This is a genomic window from Pseudarthrobacter sp. TAF60_1, from assembly GCF_052113505.1.
Classification (GTDB): Bacteria; Actinomycetota; Actinomycetes; order Actinomycetales; family Micrococcaceae; genus Arthrobacter.
In genome coordinates this window covers 120,648-141,811 of record NZ_JBFRDI010000006.1, presented here as the reverse complement: position 1 = coordinate 141,811, position 21,164 = coordinate 120,648, and the positions used below count along the sequence as shown (strand labels likewise).

General features: G+C 61.8%; 18 protein-coding genes. 9 read left to right on the top strand and 9 right to left on the bottom strand.

The genetic code is table 11. The features are described from left to right. Positions 1-99: 99 nt before the first annotated feature. From AB4Y73_RS09100 to AB4Y73_RS09060, 9 genes are all read left to right on the top strand, one after another. Positions 100-801 carry a GntR family transcriptional regulator gene (locus AB4Y73_RS09100; protein ID WP_441871099.1) on the top strand — a complete coding sequence of 234 codons (702 nt, stop codon included), beginning with the start codon at positions 100-102 and terminating at the stop codon, positions 799-801. A 17-nt stretch (positions 802-818) separates the two neighbouring features. Then, positions 819-1,154 carry a hypothetical protein gene (locus AB4Y73_RS09095; RefSeq protein ID WP_441871098.1) on the top strand — a complete coding sequence of 112 codons (336 nt, stop codon included), beginning with the start codon at positions 819-821 and terminating at the stop codon, positions 1,152-1,154. A gap of 224 nt (positions 1,155-1,378) precedes the next feature. After that, on the top strand, positions 1,379-2,020 hold the full coding sequence (locus AB4Y73_RS09090) for a GntR family transcriptional regulator (RefSeq protein ID WP_441871097.1): 642 nt from the start codon (positions 1,379-1,381) through the stop codon (positions 2,018-2,020). Positions 2,021-2,151: 131 nt separating this feature from the next. Further along, entirely contained in the window at positions 2,152-3,024 is an 873-nt protein-coding gene (locus AB4Y73_RS09085; protein ID WP_441871096.1) for a fumarylacetoacetate hydrolase family protein, read from the top strand. Next, positions 3,021-3,929, top strand: coding sequence for an alpha/beta fold hydrolase (locus AB4Y73_RS09080; RefSeq protein ID WP_441871095.1), 909 nt, complete (start codon positions 3,021-3,023; stop codon positions 3,927-3,929). Before AB4Y73_RS09085 ends, AB4Y73_RS09080 begins: the two co-directional genes overlap by 4 nt. 45 nt (positions 3,930-3,974) lie before the next feature. Continuing rightward, positions 3,975-5,252, top strand: coding sequence for an amidohydrolase family protein (locus tag AB4Y73_RS09075; protein ID WP_441871094.1), 1,278 nt, complete (start codon positions 3,975-3,977; stop codon positions 5,250-5,252). 171 nt (positions 5,253-5,423) lie between these two features. Then, positions 5,424-5,915: a DUF1097 domain-containing protein gene (locus AB4Y73_RS09070; RefSeq protein WP_441871093.1), complete on the top strand. Its 492-nt coding sequence runs from the start codon at positions 5,424-5,426 to the stop codon at positions 5,913-5,915. Between the two features lie 115 nt (positions 5,916-6,030). Then, positions 6,031-6,336, top strand: coding sequence for a hypothetical protein (locus tag AB4Y73_RS09065; protein ID WP_441871092.1), 306 nt, complete (start codon positions 6,031-6,033; stop codon positions 6,334-6,336). Positions 6,337-6,351: 15 nt separating this feature from the next. Continuing rightward, positions 6,352-6,861, top strand: coding sequence for a flavin reductase family protein (locus AB4Y73_RS09060; RefSeq protein ID WP_441871091.1), 510 nt, complete (start codon positions 6,352-6,354; stop codon positions 6,859-6,861). 673 nt (positions 6,862-7,534) lie between these two features. Here AB4Y73_RS09060 and AB4Y73_RS09055 read toward each other — a convergent pair. The 9 genes from AB4Y73_RS09055 to AB4Y73_RS09015 form a co-directional block, all read right to left on the bottom strand. Further along, positions 7,535-9,169 (bottom strand): DUF5597 domain-containing protein, encoded by a 1,635-nt coding sequence (locus AB4Y73_RS09055; RefSeq protein WP_441871090.1) that lies wholly within the window; start codon positions 9,167-9,169, stop codon positions 7,535-7,537. 272 nt (positions 9,170-9,441) lie between these two features. After that, positions 9,442-10,992 (bottom strand): family 43 glycosylhydrolase, encoded by a 1,551-nt coding sequence (locus AB4Y73_RS09050; protein ID WP_441871089.1) that lies wholly within the window; start codon positions 10,990-10,992, stop codon positions 9,442-9,444. A gap of 152 nt (positions 10,993-11,144) precedes the next feature. Continuing rightward, positions 11,145-12,101, bottom strand: a complete 957-nt coding sequence (locus AB4Y73_RS09045; protein ID WP_441871088.1) for an alpha/beta hydrolase — start codon at positions 12,099-12,101, stop codon at positions 11,145-11,147. A 79-nt stretch (positions 12,102-12,180) separates the two neighbouring features. Next, complete coding sequence (locus AB4Y73_RS09040; RefSeq protein ID WP_441871087.1) at positions 12,181-13,659, bottom strand: sialate O-acetylesterase; 1,479 nt, start codon at positions 13,657-13,659, stop codon at positions 12,181-12,183. 338 nt (positions 13,660-13,997) lie between these two features. Beyond that, complete coding sequence (locus tag AB4Y73_RS09035) at positions 13,998-14,867, bottom strand: carbohydrate ABC transporter permease (RefSeq protein WP_441871086.1); 870 nt, start codon at positions 14,865-14,867, stop codon at positions 13,998-14,000. Beyond that, positions 14,842-15,789, bottom strand: a complete 948-nt coding sequence (locus tag AB4Y73_RS09030) for a carbohydrate ABC transporter permease (RefSeq protein ID WP_441871085.1) — start codon at positions 15,787-15,789, stop codon at positions 14,842-14,844. Before AB4Y73_RS09030 ends, AB4Y73_RS09035 begins: the two co-directional genes overlap by 26 nt. A gap of 70 nt (positions 15,790-15,859) precedes the next feature. Beyond that, entirely contained in the window at positions 15,860-17,155 is a 1,296-nt protein-coding gene (locus AB4Y73_RS09025) for an ABC transporter substrate-binding protein (RefSeq protein ID WP_441871084.1), read from the bottom strand. A gap of 563 nt (positions 17,156-17,718) precedes the next feature. Continuing rightward, positions 17,719-18,669, bottom strand: coding sequence for an alpha/beta hydrolase (locus tag AB4Y73_RS09020; RefSeq protein ID WP_441871083.1), 951 nt, complete (start codon positions 18,667-18,669; stop codon positions 17,719-17,721). A gap of 49 nt (positions 18,670-18,718) precedes the next feature. Then, positions 18,719-20,938 (bottom strand): glycoside hydrolase family 3 N-terminal domain-containing protein, encoded by a 2,220-nt coding sequence (locus AB4Y73_RS09015; RefSeq protein WP_441871082.1) that lies wholly within the window; start codon positions 20,936-20,938, stop codon positions 18,719-18,721. Positions 20,939-21,164: the final 226 nt, after the last annotated feature.

The window sequence follows — 21,164 nt, the reverse complement described above, 5'->3', positions numbered from 1 at the left end:
CCCCGTCTCATTGAGTGGTTCTACTAGAATGCACTAAATCTACGGATTGTTCAACAATCCTTCGATTCAATGATGTGACGATCATGTAAATTCTCAGGTATGGCCACTACAGAACCCACCGTCCGCTCTTCCTCCGCGGCGCCGGGCCGCCTCCGGGTATCCGTTCCTTCAGTGGCGGAGCGGGTGGCGGATGAGCTCCGCCTGCAGTTAGCCGAGGGGGCCCTGCTTCCCGGCGCCAGGCTCACTGAATCCACTATTGCGGAGGAACTCGGGGTTTCCCGAAACACGGTGCGCGAGGCCTTTGCCGAACTCGCCAGTGAACGGCTGGTGGTCCGGCACCCCAACCGCGGCGTCTTTGTGGCGAGCCTGGGGGCGGGCGACATCCACGACGTATATACAGTGCGCCGCGCCATCGAGGTCAGCGCCCTGCGCGGTGGCGGGAACCCGGAGGATGTGGCCGCCGTGCGCGCCGCCGTCGAGGAAGGCAAGCGGGCCGCGGCCGCCGGTGACGAGGAAGCGCTCGGTACGGCCAACCAGCACTTCCATGGTGCCGTGGTTGCCTTGGCGGGAAGCCGCCGGCTGAACAGCATGATGGGGCAGGTCCTGGCCGAAATGCGGCTCTTTTTCCATAAGGCCACGGTGGACGGGCAGTTCTATCACCACTATTTACGGGACAATGAGGCGATCTGTGAGGCGCTGGAAGCCGGCGAACTGGACCGTGCGGCGGACCTCCTGCTGGCCTACCTGGACCGCTCAGAGGACAACCTGGCGGACGTGCACGGGGAGGGCGGTTTGGAGTGAGCCGATAGGCTGGACCGATGAAACGCCGCCTCGCCGTCCTCTCCGCCGTCCCCCTGCTTCTCCTTATTTCCGGCTGTGGTTCGGTGCAGGAAGCGGCCGAAAACGCCGCGAATGACGCCGCTTCCAAGGTGGCCACAGCTGCCACGGACGAGGTCCGCAAGCAGGTCTGCGCAGTCGTTGAAGATGGCCTGGTGAGCGCTTCGGACAGGGCCGTGTTGGGCGGGCTGGTCTCGGCCGCTGACGCTGCTGGGGTGCCGGCGGAAATTACGACGCCGCTGGGCCAGGTCGCGGAAGCGGGCGACCAGGTGCCGGCTGACTCGGTCACGGCGCTGACGGAGGCTTGCGCGGCTTAGGACTCCCGCGCCGTGGCGTTCTGCAACGACCGGGCTACTTGACGAAACGTCCGTTATCGGCTCTTCAGCACGAGCGGGGGAGGAGTCCCAAAAGGGGGTTTCCGCCCTACTCGTCGTCGTTGGCCGGTCCAGCCCAAATCGCACTGGCCCGCCAGGCAGCAGCACCCCGTTCCTCCACCGCCCGAATTATCGAGTATCCATAATCCTTGTGAAAGACTGGGATTATGGCGGGGTCAGCAGCTTTTGAGAACGAGAGCCTTTCGGAAAAGGTCAAGCGTACGATTGTGGACCGCGTCGTTGATGGTACATATCCTCCCGGTATGCGTCTCGTGGAGCTCCAGCTCGCAAAAGAGTTCGGCGTCAGCCAGGCCCCGGTTCGTGAAGCCCTGCGGGAACTGTCGTCAACGCGGCTGGTCGAAAGCATCCCCCGCCGCGGCACGTTCGTCCGGTCCGCTTCTCAGGATGACCTCGCGGAGGTCTACTTTGTGCGTCTCGCCTTGGAAGGAACTGCCGCCGCCGCCGCGTATCCGGCACTGCACGCCGACCCCTCGCCATTGCGCGATGCGTTGGCCGGTATGCGTGCGGCCGCCGCGAGGGGCGATGCCCATGGCATTGCCAAATACAGTACGGGCTTCCACCGGGCTGTTGTGGTCGCGACCGGGAACCGGCTGATGCTGGAGATCTGGGATTCCCTTCATGTCGAGGCCCGCACCATGGCCACCGTCGTGCGCGGCCACGTCGACCTGCACGCGGCGGCCGAAGCCCACGTCCCAATCTTGGATGCTTTCGAGGGCGGCACACCGGACCTCTGCACCAAGCTCGTCATCGAACATCAGCACGAGTACTCCATCCTCCCCCAGGAATAGCTGCTTCCTCCTCCCTGGGAGGGTCCGCGCTCCTTCCAAAAGACATTATCGATAATCGCTTGTGATGCCAGTCACGGGGATGTAGAGTCGTTCTCACCAATTATCGATAATCGATTCGAAGGGGAATCACTTTGAAACTCGTAACCTTCCTCCACAGCGGCACCCAGCAGACCGGTGTTCTGAACGAGGACGCCTCAGCAGTCATTGCCGTGCCGGGCGGCCAGGACCTGCTCTCACTCATTGACAACTGGGACGGCGCCGCTGCCCAGCTCGCCGCCTCGACCGGAGAAGCAATTGCCGTGGCCGACGTTGAGCTGCTGGCTCCCATCCCGCTCCCCCGCCGGAACATCTTCTGCGTGGGCCGCAACTACGTCGAACACGCCAAGGAATTCGCCAGCTCCGGCTACGATGCCACCGCAAGCGCCACAGCCCAGCCGGACTACCCGGTGGTGTTCACCAAGGCCCCCTCCACCGTCATCGGCACCGGCGCGGACGTCGACCCGCACACCGGCGTCACCTCTGAACTGGACTACGAAGCCGAGCTGGGTGTCATCATCGGCAAGGGCGGTCGGGGCATCAGCAAGGCCGACGCTCTGGATCACGTCTGGGGCTACACGATCATCAACGACGTCACCGCCCGCGACCTCCAGAAGGACCACAAGCAGTGGTTCCTGGGCAAGAGCCTGGACACCCACTGCCCGATGGGTCCGTGGGCGGTCACGCGCGACGAGGTCGGTGACGGACCCCTGGACCTGCTGTGCACCGTCAACGGTGAAACGCGCCAGAAGGCGACCACCGCGGACCTGATCTTCGACATCCCCACGATCATCGAAACGATCAGCGCCGGCATCACCCTCCAGCCCGGCGACATCATCGCGACCGGCACCCCGGTCGGTGTCGGGATCGGCTTCACCCCGCCACGGTTCCTGACCAGCGGAGACGTCGTCGAGATCAGCATCAGCAAGCTCGGCACCCTGCGGAACCGGATCGGAGAAGGACGATGAGCACCGCGACCATCCCTGCAGGACTGACCGCCGTCGGAACGAAACACCTGTTCGTCGAAATCACAGGCACCGGCGATGATGTTGTCCTGGTCCACGGCCTGGGCGGCACCACCAGCTTCTACGAGCCCCTCGTCGCCTCACTGGCCGAACGGTTCCGCGTCACCCGCTACGACTTTGCCGGGCACGGACGCTCGCCTCGGAACGGGGAACTGAGCCTGGATTCCCTGACCGCTGAACTGGCCCTGGTCATCGAATCCCAGACCGCCTCGGGCCGCGCCCACCTCGTCGCCCACTCGATGGGGACCCTCATCGTCCAGCAGTTGGCGTCAACCCGCCCTGACTTGGTCCGGGAAGTGGTCCTGCTCGGCCCGGTCCGCGAACAGGCCCTGGCGGCTAAGGACGCCACCCGGGCCCGGGCGGCCCTCGTCCGCGAAAAGGGTATGGCGGCGGTGGCTGACACGGTCGCCAACGCCGCGACCGCAGAGAAGGCAGCGATCGGGAACCCGCTGGTGCGACCCTTCGTCCGCGAACTGCTGCTGGGCCAGGACCCGGAAGCCTACGCGCAGGCCTGCGAAGCCCTCGCGGCCGCGACCAACCCGGACCTGTCCAGGGTCCAGTCCAAAGTCCTGCTGCTCACCGGCAGCGAAGACAAAGTCAGCACCCCGGCCGCCAACGAGGCCATCGCCGGCGAGCTGGGCCAGGCTGAACTTCTGGTCGCCCCGGGCACTGGCCACTGGACCGTTCCCGAGGCGCCGGATTTCGTCACCGCCGCCGTCCTGGATTTCCTCACGGGCTCCCCGCTCAAGCCGGACACGAAGAAGACGTGCGCCTGCACCAGCCCCAGCCCGGGCTGCCAGTCGCGCCGCCAGCAGACCATCACCATGCAGATCCGCAAAGCCCCCTAACAACCCGCACCACTGTCTCCATCTCAAGATAAGGACAACGAAGTCATGTCGAAAACCCTCTTCACCAACGTCAACATCCTCGACAGCACCGGCGCCCAGCCCTTCCTCGGCGAAGTGCTCGTCGTCGATGAGCGCATCACCGACGTCCGTCCCGGCACCGGGAACCTGCCCCGCGAGGGCGCCCGGGTCATCGACGGCCGCGGCCAGACCCTGATGTCGGGCCTGTGCGACGCGCACACGCACTTCACCTGGAACGACGGGGACCTCAACAGCCTGGAAACCATGAACGTTGAGGAACACCTGCTGCACACCGTCGAGTCCGCCAAGTACTACATCGACTACGGCTACACCATGTGCTTCGGTGCGGCCAGCGCCAAAAAGCGCCTCGACGTCGTGGTCCGCGACGCCATCAACGCCGGCCGGATCCCAGGCCCCCGCTACCTGGCCAACGGGCAGGAAATCGCCACCACCGCTGGGGACCTCGTACCCGGCATCACCCAGATCGCCGACGGCGTCGAGGAAATGCGCAAAGTGGTCCGTGAAACCATCGGGCTCGGCGTGGACCAGATCAAACTCAGCATCTCCGGCGAGGAAATCACCGGCTCCAAGGCAGCCACCGACACCTACATCACCGAAGAAGAACTCCAGGTCGCCGTCGACGAGGCACACCGCCGGCACGTGCGCGTCTGCACCCACGCCCGCAGCCGTGACTCCGTCCTGATCTCCCTGAAAACCGGCGTCGATATGATCTACCACGCCTCCTACATCGATGACGAGGGCATGGACCTCCTCGAGGCCGCCAAGGACCGCGTCTTCGTTGCCCCGGCCATCAACTGGCTGGTCGCCACCCTCGAGGACGCCGAAGCCTTCGGCTACTCCCACGAGGCCGCCGAACAGGCCGGCTACGCCCGTGAACTCGAGATCGCCGTCAAGGCAATGCAGGAGATGCGCCGCCGCGGCATCCGCGTGCTGCCCGGCGGAGACTACGGCTTCGCCTGGACACCCCGCGGCACCTACGCCCGGGACCTGGACCACTTCGTGAAGCTCTTCGGCTACACCGAAATGGAAGCCATCATCGCCGCCACCGCCCTCGGCGGGGAACTGTTCCAAAAGCCCAACGAACTCGGCAAGGTCCTGCCCGGCTTCTACGCCGACATGATCCTCGTCGACGGCAACCCCCTCGAAGACATCACCATCCTGCAGGACCTGAACAAGATCACCGCAGTGATGAAAAACGGCGAATTCCACCGCGAACCGGCCGACAACACCCCGGCCACCCCCGAAACCGCCGACCCCGCCGACCTCGCCCTGACCCACCTCTAACAAGCACCCACGTTGTATGGCCCCGGCTTTCCGGCCGGGGCCACACAACAAAATTCATCCCGTCCGTGTAGGGCGAATATCCCGCATTCTGCACGCAGAGAAGCGGGCACCATCCCTTAGCTTTCCTTTTCAAAAAGACAATGACGCCATTTTGACCCTAAGGAACCACCCATGAAGCCCCTCGTCATCATCGGAATCACCGCCGGAATCCTCGCCGGCCTCTGGACCCAATTCAGCACACCCCTGGGCCTGATCACCTGGGTCGGATTCCTCTCCTGGGCATGCTTCTTCGCCGCCGGCGGAAAACGCGCCGGACTCCTCAAGACCATCCCCGGCAACCTCTCAGGAGTCCTATGGGGCGCCGTCATCCTCTGGGCATCGGCGAACCTACCCATCCCCGGCGCGCTCGGGATCTCGGTCGCCATCGCAGCCTTCGCCATGTGCGTCCAGGCCCGCTGGAGCGTCCTCAGCTTCATTCCGGGAGCGTTTGCCGGATGCGCCGCCTACTTCGGCACCACCTTCGACGCCGCCGGTACCTGCCTTGCCCTGATCGCCGGCGCCTGCCTCGGCTGGCTCTCCGAATACACCGCAGGGCTCCTGACCACCCCCAGTAAGAAGAACCAGACGCCCGCACCTGTCGCGGACACCCAACCCGTCGGCTAACACAACAGCAAAGGCCGCCCCACCGGCCAACCCCTCCCAGGTGCCACCGGCCCGATCCCCGGCTGCCGGTGGCACCTGGCACCGACCCTGCCCGCCACCACCTAAAGGAACCGTGATGAACGCACTAACAGCTCATGCAACCACCGGGTCCTTCCCGATCGAGCACAGAACCTTCACCCCCCAGCCAGTACAGGCCATCCGGGTCGATGACTGGTTCCGCCTCCCCACAGCAACCGTGGAAATCCGCCGAAACGGCACCTACGTCAGAACCGCACGCGTCGAAGAAGCCACCCCGGACTCCCGGATGCTGTGGCTCTCACCCGAAGGCGTCGACTCACGCATCCTCATCGACAAACTCGACGGATACGAAGTGTGGATCGACCGCGAACAGCACTACTACTACATCCAGCAACACCGGTAACCGAAGGAGGCAGCCATGACTACCGTTACCGAACGGCCCGGCACCATCGACCCCACCCACGTGCGGGACGTCATGTCCATGGTGCCCACCAGCGTCACCGTCGTCGCCGGCCAGCCTGAACTCACCGGGGAACGCGCCGCCATGATCGTCGGATCATTCGTCTTCATCTCCCTGGACCCGTGCCTGGTCGGCTTCTTCGTCGGCCACGAGTCCTCCAGCTGGCCACAGCTCAATAAAGCCACCGTGCTCGGCATCAGTACACTGGGCTCCGGCCAGGGCGCCTTTTGCCGCAAGCTGGGTAAAAAGGAAGCCGACCGCTTCGCCGACCGATTCTGGACCCACGGAGCATACGGTGCCCCACTGGTCACAGGCGCCGTCGCAGCCATGGAATGCCAAATCGAGAACGTTACCCCCATCGGGGACCACGCCTTCGTCCTCGCCCGAGTCCTGGGCCTCAGCACCGGCAGCCTTACAGACCCCCTCGTCTTCCAAAACCACGGATTCTCCGGCCTCCTCCCCCACTGAGAAACGGCACGTGCGCCTACTAAGAAGCGGCAAGGAGCGAATATCAGGTTGGAGTGACACCCAACCTGGCATAGGACGGCTTGGTTTGGTGCCCAGAAAATAAGGGACTTAGATCTGGGTCCACTTAGAACTCGGTCGCGCCCCCGCCCACACCCGGGGACAATCCCTACGGGATATCCACCGCTACTGCTGCAATGGGAGCTAGCGCAATGGCTCCCGACTTCCAGCCGTGGATAACCCGAATTGACCCCAATTGTGGACGGAACAGAGTCACCCCGGCGCAGTTTGTCCGAACCTCGTCAGGTTGACGGAATCGCCATTATCGGCTCGTGAAAACGGCAGGGGGAGGGAGCCCCGGAAGGGGCTACCGGTGTACGAGTCGTCTTGCTCTACCACGGGTCATGGCTGCCCAGTCTGCTTCCTTCATGTCCCGGTTATGGAACCGGGAAGCGCCGTCGTTCTTTCACACCAACCCAGTACTGGTTTCAAAAACCGCTGGGCCCGAGGATAGCGTGTTGTTCTTCGGCCACGACTTTCCGTCGAGAGGTATCGAGGCATGCAGCTGGCGAAGCCTCGCTGGGTTCGAAAAAGCTTCCTTAGGGGATGGCATACGGTCCAGTAGCGCTAGCTGGAGGCAATTCAGGGGTGAAAAGATACAGAATATTCCTTGTGGTTAGTCCTTAACCATTTCCAAGAGCCGAATCCGGGCCGCACTGACTTTACCCCCCGGCAGAACCTGAAGCCGCTCGTCCCCGTTGAGGAAGCGACCCTCCTGCCAGCCCTCCTTCGTCAGCCTCAATTCACGGACCGAGTCGACTTCGAGCTCCGATCCTTCCTTGTGAAAGTCAAGCAATGCACCTTGGCCCACGACAACGTATTCCAAGTGGTCTGTCGCGATGATGAGACCGAACGCGCGCGCATCGCCGGGCGTCTGCCCATGCCCCGCGGCAAGTGTTTCACCTGGCAGTTCCGGGTCTGGCGGCAGAACCACTCCGACGTCGAGGAGCATCGCGCTGTACAGCTTGGCAGCGTTTCGGACGGTAACGGAAGTGCTGCCCAGGGTCGAAGTGACCATGTTCTCGTCCGGTTCCAGTGCGAAGCCAAAAATCCGGCCATTACGCTGGGCGTCGACGATGTCGTTGGTGAGGGCAATCATGGCTTTGCAGGCTTCACCGTATTGGTTGCCTTCCCGGCCGTCCTCCAACCCGAAGACGTGATAGCCGAACCCGTTGAAGCGGCCTACAGCCAGGAAGGCATCACCAGCGCGGAACTTGGCTTCCGGTATAAAGAGGGGGTTGTCCGCCGAAGCGTACTGTGCCATCACCTCGGCAGAATTGGAAACATATATATCCGGTGCCAGGAAGTCAAGGGCAGGCGCCGCGGCCCGCCAGACGGGCAGCATTTTGGCTGTCGGTCCCCCGCTCGGGTACATGCCTGGCGCATCCTGCCCCGTCTGCGGGCCGAGCCATGCGTTGGCGAAAGCGGGGAGGGCCAGGATCTTCTTGCCGGCTGTGGCCAACCTGCCCACGTAGGATGCAAAAGCCCAGGCCATGAAGACCTCGTCAGCGACCGTGTTTCCGTCACCGAAGTGCTCAGCCCAGCTCCTTTCCTCATCGAGGGCCGACATTAGGACTCCGGACACTCCGGGGTCAAAGGAGGCAGGATCGTTTGCCAGTGCCTTGCGAAGCTCCTGCGGGATGGGGGACTTCCACGCAGCCTCGGCAAGGGGGTTGCGATCCCTTCCGACCCCGAGCAGACCGACCTCGTTTTCGATCTGAACTAGGATCACAGTGTGCTCCCGGTCGGTTGAGGCAAGGTGGTTCATGAAGGCGCTGTATGCCGCTTTGTCTGCCTCGAGGAGATCATCGGAAAAGACAGATAGCGTGGGCCGAGGCATTGACCCTGCATACGAAAACGGTGTTGCCATCGGCTTGGGTCCCCGATCGGCGCGGGGGAAGCGTTCCGGGTCGCTCCGGACCCACGTCGGCGCGTACGTAGAGGACGCATTTTTAAAGGCACCGAACCAGATCAGCACCAGCCGCATGCCTGCCGTGCGGGCGTCTTCCAGGAGCTCATCAAGAATGGAGAAGTCAAAGCTTCCTTCAACAGGCTCTACTTGGTCCCAGGACACCGTGGCAATCACGGTGTTGGCGCCTGATCGGGAGACTTTGTCCCATACGCCAGCCATGTACTGCCGGTCGGATGAGCTTGAGTTGTGCAGTTCACCGCCGAGGCAAAGATAGGGCATGCCGTCGACTATGAGCCGGGTATGGCCATCCTGATGGTCAAGCCGGGGAATGTCGTTCATGTGGAGCTCGCTTTTCTCGATGTTCTGGCGAGATGTGGGCTGGTAGGTGGCCAGGAGTTCGGTCCGCCAGACGTCTGTGTGCTGTTTTCAAGACCGCCTCCATCTCGACGCAGTCAGCCGGGAGAGGACGGGGTTCTTCTTGTAGGTCGCCCCGATTCGCCCTTGGGGCTCCGGAGAGCAAACGTCAGACTCTGGCATCTGCTAGTGCGCGCACACGTTCTGCCATTATCCAGGAGCGCGTCCGGGGGCCTGTGTTCACCTGCGAGAGAACGTCAGGCATCTAGAGAGCGGTATTGAAAATTGCGGAAGCGCGCGTGACCTGTGCCAGCCACGTACAGGGCTGGTCGAAGGCTGAGGAGCTCGTCGGCTGTGTTCGTGTTGAATCCGGTCACGTCGTAACGGAGGCCGTGTCTGGTCCATGTGGTTCCGTCGGTGCTGTAGTACTGGGTCACGATGTGTTCGTCGTTCACGATACGGAGATGCAGGACATTCGTGGAGGGTGCGGGTTCCTGCCAATAGGGAACTGGCCGGCCTGCCCGGTAGCTTGTCATGCGGTCCCCGTCGTGGCCCATCCCGCAGAACAGGCGGTCGCTGTAGTAGAGCAGTAAGCCGGCCTGCGCGCCGCCTAGTAGTTCCATCTCGACGCTGATTTCATAGCGCCGGTCGCCGACGATGCAGGTCAGGGGTGAGCTGTCCGATGGGCTGGTTCCGCGGGCCTGGAGAACGAGCCCATCGTCCAGCGAGGCACGGAGATACTCGTCCTTTGATGGGGCGTGGAAGGACCACTGGATACCGAAGCGCTCCTCCGTGAAGTCGTCGGATAGAGGGATTCCGTGGGACCGCTCCCCTGATGGTTCAGTAGGCGCAGGCAAGGGCCTTGAGAGGTCGCTTCCGGCTGCCCGGGGCCAGTCGTCGTCCCATTCGATGGGCTCCAGGAGCGTCTGCCGGCCCAGGGTCGTGAAGCCGTTTTCGTATCCGTGGTAGATGCTCCACCACTGCCCGTTTGGTCCTTCAAACAAGGTGGCGTGGCCCTTGCTCCACCATGGCTCGCTGGCGTCCCAGGTGCGGATGATCGGGTTGGCCGGGCAATCCTCCCACGGTCCGTTGACTGATCGTGAGCGGGCGACGGTGACCATGTGCCCTGTTGGAGGACCCGCAGTGCCGCCGACTGCCGTCGTGAGGTAGAACCAATCTGCTCGGCGGGTGAGTTTGGGTCCCTCGAGGGCATAGGCTTCCGTAACCCAGTCATCGGGGTAACGCCAGCCGTCGTACACATGCTCCACTGGACCGTCCGTGGCGAGACCGTCGGTGCTCAGCCTTACACGGCTGACGCCACTGAGGAATAGGTAGCGGTGCCCGTCCTCGCCCACGACATGTCCGGGATCAATATGCCCGGATATCCCAAGGTTGATTGGTTCACTCCATGGGCCCTGCATGTTTTCGGCATGGATGACGTAGATCTGCGGTGGTGCTGATGGATCCGGGGAAACGGCTGTTGGAATGATCGGGACGTAGATAAAGTACCGGCCGTCGACTTTGCACATGTCAACTGCAAAGACGTTTCCGATGGGTTCCGGCAGGGCGGGGCCCAGCGGTTTCCAGTTGAGCAGGTCCTGCGAGTGCCAGATGATGAGGCCGGGTGTCGATTCGAAGGAGGAGAACGTGAGGTAGTAGTCGTTTCCGTCTCGCAGAATTGCCGGGTCTGGGTGGTCTCCGGCGAAGACAGGGTTGATAAATGTCCTGTTGCCAAGATCGGCTTTGCGCTGGCCCTCAATCCCCCTTGCCGACCTGACGGTGCTCGGGGCGTCTAATCCGGTGCTCATAGGGTGGCCTTTCCTTTTGCCAAATATTTTCGTGAAAAGTGCAGTCTCGTCTCGTCCAAGGTCGGTTGCGACAGGTTCTGCCGCCGACACTATTTCTCTGGCGGGCAAGACTCTTCCGTTGGGCAGCGTCCGCTGGTACACGGAAGGCCACATTAACAGCCGTTTTCTGATCTGAGCCTCCGCGCCATGAGTGCGAGAGCTTCGTCCACAGGCTCGAAATCTTTGGACAGGTTCAGGAAGCCATGCAGGACTCCCTGGACCATGACCTGCTCAGTATCGACGCCAGCGGCGGCAAGCGAGGCGCTGAACGCCTCACCGGACGCCCGTAAGTCGTCGTATTCTGCATTGAGTACCAGTGTTGGCCCCAGCCCTGTTAGGTCGGCACCCCCGGGCATGGCATACGGGGAATCTTGCGGGCGCGTTTCACCCAAATAGTTCTCCCGCGTGGAGCGGTGAAATTCCGGAGGTATTTTCAGGCAAGGCGGCAACTCCGCGCGTGCAGCCTGGAGCGATTTCGACGGGGCGGGGAGGTCAAAGTGCACGTTTGGATATACCAGTATTAGGTGCTCGGGCAGCCAGTCATCTTCGTCCCGGAGGCGCAATGCCGCGGATGCGGCCAGGTGGCCGCCGGCGCTGGCGCCTCCCAGAGAGACGGAACGAATGCCAAGATACTCCAGATTGTTTCGGACCCAGTGAACAGCCGCGACCACATCGTCCAAGGGGATGGGGTAGGTGATCCCGTCAACGGCGAGCCTGTAGTCCACGCTCACCACCACTGCACCTGCACGGGCGGCTAATTCCCTGGCCGTCCAGTCAGCTTCGTTCATGTCGAGGTCGCCGAACTTGAAAGCGCCCCCGTGGACCCACACAAACCCTGTGCGACGCGCCGATGGCTCATCGTCAGGCCAGTAGATCCGGACCGGGACCGGGCCATGCGGCCCCGGAATGCTTACCTCATCAGTAGCCACCTGGGGCGGCCGCGTGGCATCAGGATATGCATCGAACGCCTGCAAACGGGCGAGCAATTCGGGGTCTTCCAAGGCCTCCCTTATGGAGGGGATCCCGTCCAGCAGCGGGAGACGGGAGGCGATCTCCGGGTGAAAAGGCACTCAATTTCCTTTCGTCAGCGGGCTTGGGGCCGCAGAATTTCGTATGTCCCGCAGCGGCACTGGTTCCGCCCGAACCTGATCACGGCAGTTGCGCCTTGAATGGCAACGCCGGAATGCCGGCTTCATTGCAAAGGTCGACCTGATAGTAGCTAGTCCATGCAAAGCTCAGTTCTGACCCGGGAGGTACGGGGGCGGTGAGTAGCAGCCGGTTGGAGGATACTGCCACTTCGTGGACCGGTATGTTTTCCCCCTGAGGTGATCGAATCTCCAATGGGAGGGGATTCCCGCCCCAAGTGAGTTCTTCTACGCTATGGAACGTGATTTCTACGCCGGTGTCGGTTCGTTTGGCACTGTCGAGGGCGGGGGCGTCAGCAGCGACTGTTTGTCCGTAGACATGGCGCTGTGCGAGCAAGGCGAGGCGGGTCCCTACCGGTTTCTTATTTTTGGGGTGGATGTCACGTTCGGCACCGACGTCGGACGTGCTGGCCATCCAGACCTGATCGACTGATTCCGCGACTTTTGCTTGCTGCTCACGGATCACAGGCACGTGGTTGGCATCCCCATAGGGCGAGCCGCCGAAGGGTGCGAGCTGGGTTATCAGAAAGGGAAGGTCCGGTGTTTCCCACGCCTCCCGCCAGCTGTCGATCATGCTCGCCAGGACGGCCGAGTAAAGGTCGGGGTGGGTTTTGTCGGACTCACCTTGATACCAGATCACCCCTTGAACGGGGTAGCGGGAGATCCGGCTCACCATCGTCGCGAACAGCCCGCCTGGCCGGTTGGGATGCAGCTTACCCATCGTGGGCATCTGGTTGGCAATGAAGACGGGAATCAGTTCCCGCTCTTCTTCTTCGCTCATCCCATCGCGCATAACGCGGTACAACACGGCGTCGGCGAAGGGGTCGGTCCTGTCGCTCATCTTGTGGACCCGGAAAAGCTCGGCCTCCTGGTCCGGATCAAACTGCCTGAGGCCGCGTTCATAGTCCTCTATCCAGGCTGATCCGGGGCCCTCCGCAAGTTTCTCCGGATCTGTCCACGTGCAGGCGGGTGTACCACCCCAATTGCAGCCCACAATGCCAACGGGTACCTGGAGTGAGTTCTGCAGTTGTTCTGCGAAGTAGTAGCCCACGGCAGAAAAGTAGCGAAGGTCCTCCGGTGTGCAGGTCCGCCACTTACCGTAAAGTTTGTAGTCGTGCTCGTTTTCCTGCCCCGCATAGGAGAGTTTGGGAACGTCGAAGAATCGGATGTCCGGGTTCATTGGGCCCGAAAACACCTGTTCGCGGTCCGCGTCGAACTCAAGATTGAATTCCATGTTCGACTGTCCTCCTCCGACCCATACCTCGCCGATCGCAACGTCATGGATTTCGAGGCTCTCCATGCCGTCGGACAGGGTAAGGGTCAGGCCTCGGGCTGCCTCTTGGCCGTCCAGCCGGAGCACCCAATTACCGTCCCGGTCCGTCCTGGTGCTGCCGGAGGTGAGATCGCCAAGGGTAGCGACTACGTTGGCACCGGGCTGGCCGGTCCCCCAGATGAGGAGCGGACGACGGCGTTGCAATACCATGTGGTCTTGAAAAATTTGTGCTGCATGCATAGGGCTACGTTTGACTTTCTGGGGATCGGAATCCCTGAGGGCCGCCGTCTCCGTAGGAGGGCGGGGTGGAACTTATTCGAACATGTCGGCCATCTGTCTTCTCCACGCACTGTCGAAGCTGGACCCCGTCCTGTCGTAACCAAAGAACGTCACCGTCGGTGGTCGTGGCGTCAACAGTTCCCCGGGCGAAGAGCTTGTCCCTGTCGTAAATGTCGACGACCAAGCCCTCAAGCCGGGTCCAGTCGTCAGCCGGTTGCCAGGGGGTGTTTCCATCCATCAGATTGGGCGTCACGGGGATTTCACGTGCGTCAGCTCTTGATGCCACCGGCGTATCCCTGCATCAGCTTTTTCTGCGCAAAGGCGTAGAAGGCCAGCACGGGTGCCATGGCGATCAGCACCACTGCGAAGCTGAGGTTCCACTGCGAGACGAGGCTGCCCACGAAGTTATAGACGACCACCGGCAAGGTCATGTAGGGGGAACCGTTGAGGAAGATGACGGCGGTGAAAAAGTCATTCCAGACAAGGAGCCCGGACAGTATGGCAACCGTGCCGGTGGCAGGGCCCATGAGAGGGAAAATTACCCGCGTGAAGATCTGGAAGCGGCTGGCGCCGTCCAGCGTGGCAGCTTCCTCGTAGTCTCTTGGCAGCCGGCGGAAGAACCCGGAGTAAAGGAATACGGAAAAAGGCATGGTCATTGCTGTGTAAATGACGATCATTCCCCAGGGGCTGCCGATGAGTCCCAGGCTGCGTGCTCCGATATAGAGCGGAAGGATCCCGAGCTGGGTTGGCAGGACGATCGCAATAAGGAAGATTCTGAAGATCCTGTCGGAGAGCTTCCGGGTGCTGCGGGCGAAGACGTATGCTGCGGCAGAAGAGAGCGCGATGAGCAGGAGTACGGTGCCGGTGGTAATAACCAGGCTGCTGAACAAACCCTGGTACACATTGCCGGACTGGCTGCCGGTGGGTGAGAGGAGCTGGATGAAATTGTCGAGTGTCGGGGCCGGGGGGAAGGAAAAAGCCGACGTGGTAACGACTTGGTCAGTCGTTTTCAGAGCGGTGCTGATCAAAATCCAGAAGGGAAGCAGGAGAATAATGGCAGCACAAATGACGAGGACTTCTCTGAGGAGCGACCATTTAGTATAGCGATGCATTTTAGTCTTCCCTAACTGCACGGTCACGCGCGACGAATTGCTGGATGAGGGCGAGAATCAGGATAAAGACCGTCAGGACGAGTGCGGCGGCTGCGCCTAAGCCGAATCCTCCGTAGATAAATGTCTGTGAATACACCTGGGTCGCCAGTGTCTGGGTCGCATCCCCTGGCCCACCGCCGGTCAAGGTCAAGACCTCGTCGAAAACGGTGAGCCCTTGGATGAGGGTCAGTACCGTCGCGATGGTTACCGATGGCTGGATGGTGGGAAGTGTGATGTTTCTGAATGTTTGCCATATTCCAGCTCCGTCCAGGGCTGCGGCTTCTTCCAATTCCACCGGTACCGTGGCGAGACCGGCCAGATAGATCACCATGACAAATCCGATGCTCCGCCACACCATGACGGCCAAAATACACCACAGCGCCAGGGCGGGGTTGGCCAGCCAGTCCTGCTTCAGACTTCCCAACCCCATGAAGGTCAGAAATTGGTTGAGCGGTCCGTCGTAAGCGAAGATAAATTTCCAGATGAACGAGACAGCGACTGAACTCAGGACCACGGGCATAAAAATCAGGGCGCGCAGAAAGTAGCGGCACTTCAGCGTGCGGTTCAGCGCCAAGGCGAACGATAACCCGAGGAGGTTGGTGAAGACCACAAAACCGGCGGCCAACAACAACGTGTTGCGGACGGAGCCCAGGAGTGCCTGGTCGCGGAACACGTGGATGAAGTTATCGAACCCAACAAAGTTGAAATCGCCCAGTCCGGTCCAGTCGGTAAAGGCGTAGAACGCTCCCACCGCCGTCGTCAGGTAGGTGACGACGAGCGTCAGGGCGACGGCTGGAAGTGCCCACCACCAGCGGCCGAAACCGACCCCGGCCGTACCCGTCCGCTTGGCTGCGATGGGCTCGTCAGCGTTGGTTTCAGGGGGTTTTAGTGTTCCGTTGGTAATAGTCACTGTCTTATCTTCCTTGTTCTTGCGCGAGGTGAGAGGTGCCGGCCAAATGATCTTGGCCGGCACCTGTCCGTTAGTTGCCCCAGGCTGCGTCCATGTCCTTCAACACGTCGTCCGGCGATTTCTGTCCGGTAATCATGGCCGTGATGCCCTTCCCGAGGCTGGCGTAAACCTTTGCGGAAGGCCACTCGTTGTACCCGAGCGGGCGGACGGTGTCTTGCTTATAGAAGTCGGCAATTGGCGCGTAACCTGATGGCAGCTGGTAGTCGCCGAGGTTGACGGGAATCGCGCCCAGACCCTTCGCCAAGGCTTCAGCGCCTTCTTTTGCCGTCAGGGACTTGAGGAACTTTTTCACGAGGTTCGGGCTCTTGGTCTTGGCGTTACCCGCCAGGGCAAGCTCGGACGTGGTGCCCAGGTACGTCTGTGATGCACCCGGGGCCGGCATGGGAAGGATCACAGGACTTACGGCACCCTTTGTGGCGTTGGCGATAGCCGTGGTGGCCGCGCCGGGTGCGAAGAATCCGAGCGCCTTGCCCTGGCCCATCCCGCTGTTCAAGGCATCGAAACCGGCCCCGGCGGCACCATCCTGGAAGCATCCGGCATCAAACATCTGCTTGACGCCTCCGACAGCTTGCTGCCAACCTTTGTCCCCCGCGAACGTCGTCTTTCCCGCGATACGGTCAGCATTCCATTCGGGGTTGGGACCGTAGACCGTTGATGAGGCGAGTGCCATGGTGAGGAGTCCAGGGTTTCCGGGGACGGTGCCCGCCAGTGCCGTGAGAGTCACGCCCTTATCGCGGGCGACAGTGCACTGTTTCAGGAAATCCTCGAAGGAGGACGTCGCATCCAGCTTCGCGCCGATTTCTTGTGCCTTGGCTTGATTGAAGATCAGGCCGGCCGGCATGTTGGCAACGGGAACTGCATACACTTTGTCGTTGTATTTGAAGAGCTTCTCAATGCTTTTTGGAAGCGTTGTGCTGAACTCGGGGTCGTTGAGTTCCAGAAGGAGGTTTGCTTTCGCGAAGCCGGTCATGGATCCGGTTTGGCCTTGTCCCGAGAATATGCTCAGGACATCAGCAGCGGTTCCGCCCTGCAGCTGGGTCGTGATTGTCTGCGGCGCGGTTTCCGTGGGCAGCTTGACCAGTTCAATTTTGGTTCCCGGGTTGGCTTTCTCGAAGGTCGCAGCAGCGTCCTGGTAGAAGGTGTCCGTGGGGTTGATCTGGGAAAAGGCAAATTTGATTGTCTGGGGTTCGTTCTCCGGGGAAGCTGTTTGGCTCGAACTTCCACAGCCGGACAAGACAATGGTTGCTGCGACGGCCGTCGCTCCGACTGCGAGCCATCCCCGCGGGGAGTTGGACACGTATGACATGGGTAACCTTTCAAGACATCATTGTCGAGGGTCGACCTCGCGGTAACGCAAGCCCTCTGTGGTTCAGCAGCTCGTTTCGATGGAGCCGCTTTTCTAGTAAATCCAAGTAGACCCAAGATCGCCGGGCCCGTCCACGCGACTTTGCTTATGGTCCTCATTGACGGAAATGATGGGACGGCTCGGCCAGAACCCATGGTGAGGCCGTCCTCGATCAGAAGGCCGGGAGCCGGAGCCCCACGGGCCTTATCGTCAGCGTTCGCGGGACTACGACGGCGCCCTTTGCTGCCTACGTCGAAGCGGACAACATCCCGTTGAGCGGAATTCGCTCCCTCGACAGGCCTTGACACGGCTGATCGGAGGGACCGATGGCGCGGGCTGAACAGCCGGGGCTCAATGGTGCTGCCGGCGACTAGGTCGTTGTTTCAGGAACGCCTGGGTACCACAGACGTTGGGTCCAGTATGGGAACGGGGTGGCCCGGAGGGTAGTTCCTCGGCTCGGCTCGGTGTCCAGCCGCCCCGCTGCCGGGGCCTTCCTCCCGCTGCCACCGCCCAAGGGGGAGGTGTTACCCGAGGGGGTTGAGCCGCGATGCTATCCGGTTCAAGGCCTCATCAACCGGTGCCAGTGCTCTTGGCAGATTCAAGAACCCGTGGAAAACTCCCCGGATCATGACCTGTTCGACATCAACACCGGCGGCCGCGAGGGAGGCGCTGAAAGCCTCACCGGAGGCCCGCAGATCGTCGTATTCTGCATTCAGCACAAGTGTTGGACCAAGGCGGTCCAACGCTGCTGCGCCTGGGGTTGCATAGCCTGGCGGGTTTGACCTGACAGCCCCCAGATAGTGGTCCCAGGCTGATTCGAACATCTGCCCTGAGGGGCGCATGGCTGGAACGATCTCCCTCAGTGCACGGGTAAGTGACGCGGAAGGGGCAGGGAGATCCGGATGCATGAAGGGATAGGCCAGAACCAGATTCTCCGGAGTCCAGCCATCCTCGTCTTGGAGACGCAAGGTTGCGCCGGTGGCCAGGTTGGCACCCGCACTCGCGCCGCCGATTGAAACAGCATCAATGCCCAGATCCGCAGCATTTGCCCTGACCCAGCGCACGGCTGCTGTCACGTCGTCCAGGGGAACCGGGTAACTGATGCCGTTCCCTGCCAGGCGATAGTCGACGCTGATAATTACAGCGGATGCACGGTGGGCCAACTCGCGGGCGGTCCAGTCCGCTTCATGCATGTCCAAATCACCAAACATGAATGCACCGCCGTGCATCCAGACAAATGCGCGCCGCTTCTGCCCCGGTTCGCGCTGGGGTGAGTAAATGCGTACCGGAACACTGCCGTGGGGTCCGGGAAGCAGCACGTCCCTGGTCGGAAGCATGGGGGGCAGGGACGCATCAGGGTAGGCCCCGAACTCCTCCAGTTTGGCCCGCATTTCGGGGTTTGAGATGGCGTCGTCCAGGGATGGTATTCCGGCTAGAAGCGGGAGCCTGGATTCAATGTCGGGGTGAAGCGGCATGGATGTTCCTCAGTTGTGTCGTGGCATGTGGGGTAAGGGCAACCATTTGTCATTGGGTTAGCCGCAGGACGTGGTGGGCTGTGTCGTCCAGTCCACCGCCGATGTAAATATCGAATTCGCCGGCCTCCACGAGGTATGAGCCTTCGTTGTCCCAGAATCCCAGGTCTTCCCAGCCCAGGGAGAACTCGAGGGTCTTGGTCTGGCCCGGGTCGAGGCTGGTGCGGGTGAACGCCCGCAGCCGCCGTACCGGCTGGGCCAGCGATGCAGTTCGGTCATGGATGAAGAGGAGTGTGACTTCGTCTCCGGTTCGGTTGCCGGTGTTGGTCAGCTGGATTTTCAGCGATACCTTCGTCCCGCTGTGCAGAGCCTCCAGGGGTAGCTCTTCCGTGGCCAGCTGGGGCTGGCCGTAGCTGAAGGTTGTGTAGCTCAGGCCGTGGCCAAAGGAAAACTGCGGCCCGAGCGGAAGGTCTTTGTACTTCGACGTGAAGACATCGCCCAAGTTGTCCGGCCCCATGAGCCCCACATCAATGTCGCCCTCATCGAGGGTCGCCGAAATGCTTGCGGGGCGCCCGGTATTTTCGTGGTCGTAGTAAATGGGGATCTGACTCGATGACCGCGGGAAGGTCATGGGAAGGCGGCCACCCGGGTTTGCTGCTCCGGTGAGAGTCCTGGCTACGGCAGCGGGCCCTTCCAGACCGAGATGCCAGGCTTCCAGGACAGAGGGTGCCAGGTCGATCCAGGCGCTGGTGACCAGGGGTCGGCCGTTGAACAGTATGACAGCGAAGGGCTTGCCGGTGCCGGCGATCGCGGCGATGAGTGCTTCCTGTCCTCCAGGGAGCCTTAGGTCGCTGCGGGAGCTTGCCTCCCCCGTCAGGGCGCTGGGTTCACCGGCGGCAACGATCACGACATCGTGCTCGGCTGCTGCTGCAACTGCCGCGTCGAGTAGGGCCGGATCCGATTGGAAGAAGGGACTGCCCTCCATCACCGTTACCGACCAGTCGGGGCACTCAGCGCGGATAGCCTCTGCAAGGGTTCCGGCAGGCTCGGCGAATGACTGCACCCATGCTCCCAGATGGTCCGAGCTCGCCGCATAGGGACCCACGAGGAGGACGCGTTTCGGTGCCGGATCCAGGGGAAGCAGCGCATCCTCGTTTTTGAGCAGCACGATGCTTTTTTCGGCAGCGTGGCGGGCGGCTGCCCTGCTTTGACCGGACGGTGCGAGAATTTCCGACGCCTCGTCACGATATGGATTGCTGAACAAGCCAAGTGAGTGCTTAAGGCGTAGGACCCTGCGCACAGCATCGTCGACTCGTTGAAGGGGGACCTCGGCCGGACTGAGTGGGGTGTTGCCATCAGTGTCGACAACGTTGCCGCCCATTTCGACGTCGAGTCCGGCGCGGAAGGATTGGCCGAGACCGTCGGCAATATCAGTTGCCACCCCGTGGGCCATGAGGTTTTGGACGCCATCGGCATCCCCGACCACCACACCTTCAAAGCCCCATTCTTCTTTCAGGATCTTCGTCAGCAGGTCTTCGTTTACGTGTGCCGGCCTCCCGGAAACTGTGTTGAAGGCCGCCATAACACTCGCCGCGCCCGCATCTACTGCGGCCCGGAAGGGTTCCAGATATATGTTTCGGAGCCGCTGGACGGACACATCCACGGTGTTGTAATCCCGCCCACCCTCAGCCTGGCCGTAGGCTACAAAATGTTTGGCACAGGCAAGAATGGAATTGTCGTCGGCAAGTGAGTCCCCTTGATAGCCGCGGATCTTTGCGGCCCCGAAGACGCTGTTCAGCCGGGTATCCTCCCCAAATCCTTCCACAACGCGGCCCCACCGGGGGTCGCGAGAGACGTCGATCATCGGTGAGAAGGTCCAGTTGACGCCGCCGGAGGCGGCTTCCGCTGCCGAAATCCGGGCGTCCGTCTCGGCTATACCGGGTTCAAAGCTCGCAGCCTGGGCCAGCGGCACCGGGAAGGTGGTGCGTTGGCCGTGGATCACGTCCAATCCGATGAGCAGCGGAATACCATGCGGGGTCTCCTCCACGGCCGCGCGTTGGAGTTCGTTGGCGGCGGCGGCGCTCCGGGGCCAAAAAACACCTCCGATGCCCGCGCGCACCAGTTCCTTGGCCTCTTCAAGCCGCGGGCGGTAGCCGATCTGGAGCTGGGCGAGCTTCTGCTCCCAAGTCATGGATGCGAGCAGTCTTTCGACGACTGCTTCGCGGGATTCGACGTCGTCGTCCCGTTCCGCTGTCTTTGAACCCGTAGCCATTCATTCCTCCTGCGTTGTTTCCTACACAAAAATTCGTGCTGCCGGTAGGGCTTGCCAGGGTGGACAAGTGCAGCACAGCAGCTTGACACCATGGCTGGTCTCCCCTGCCGGTTCCTTAAAGAAAGGAGGGCGAGTTGCCACGCGTTACCAGATATCCGGCGCCAGTGACGGCCGGCGCAAATCCAACCTACCGGCAGCAGCAAGACACTGGCAGTGCCTGCATGAT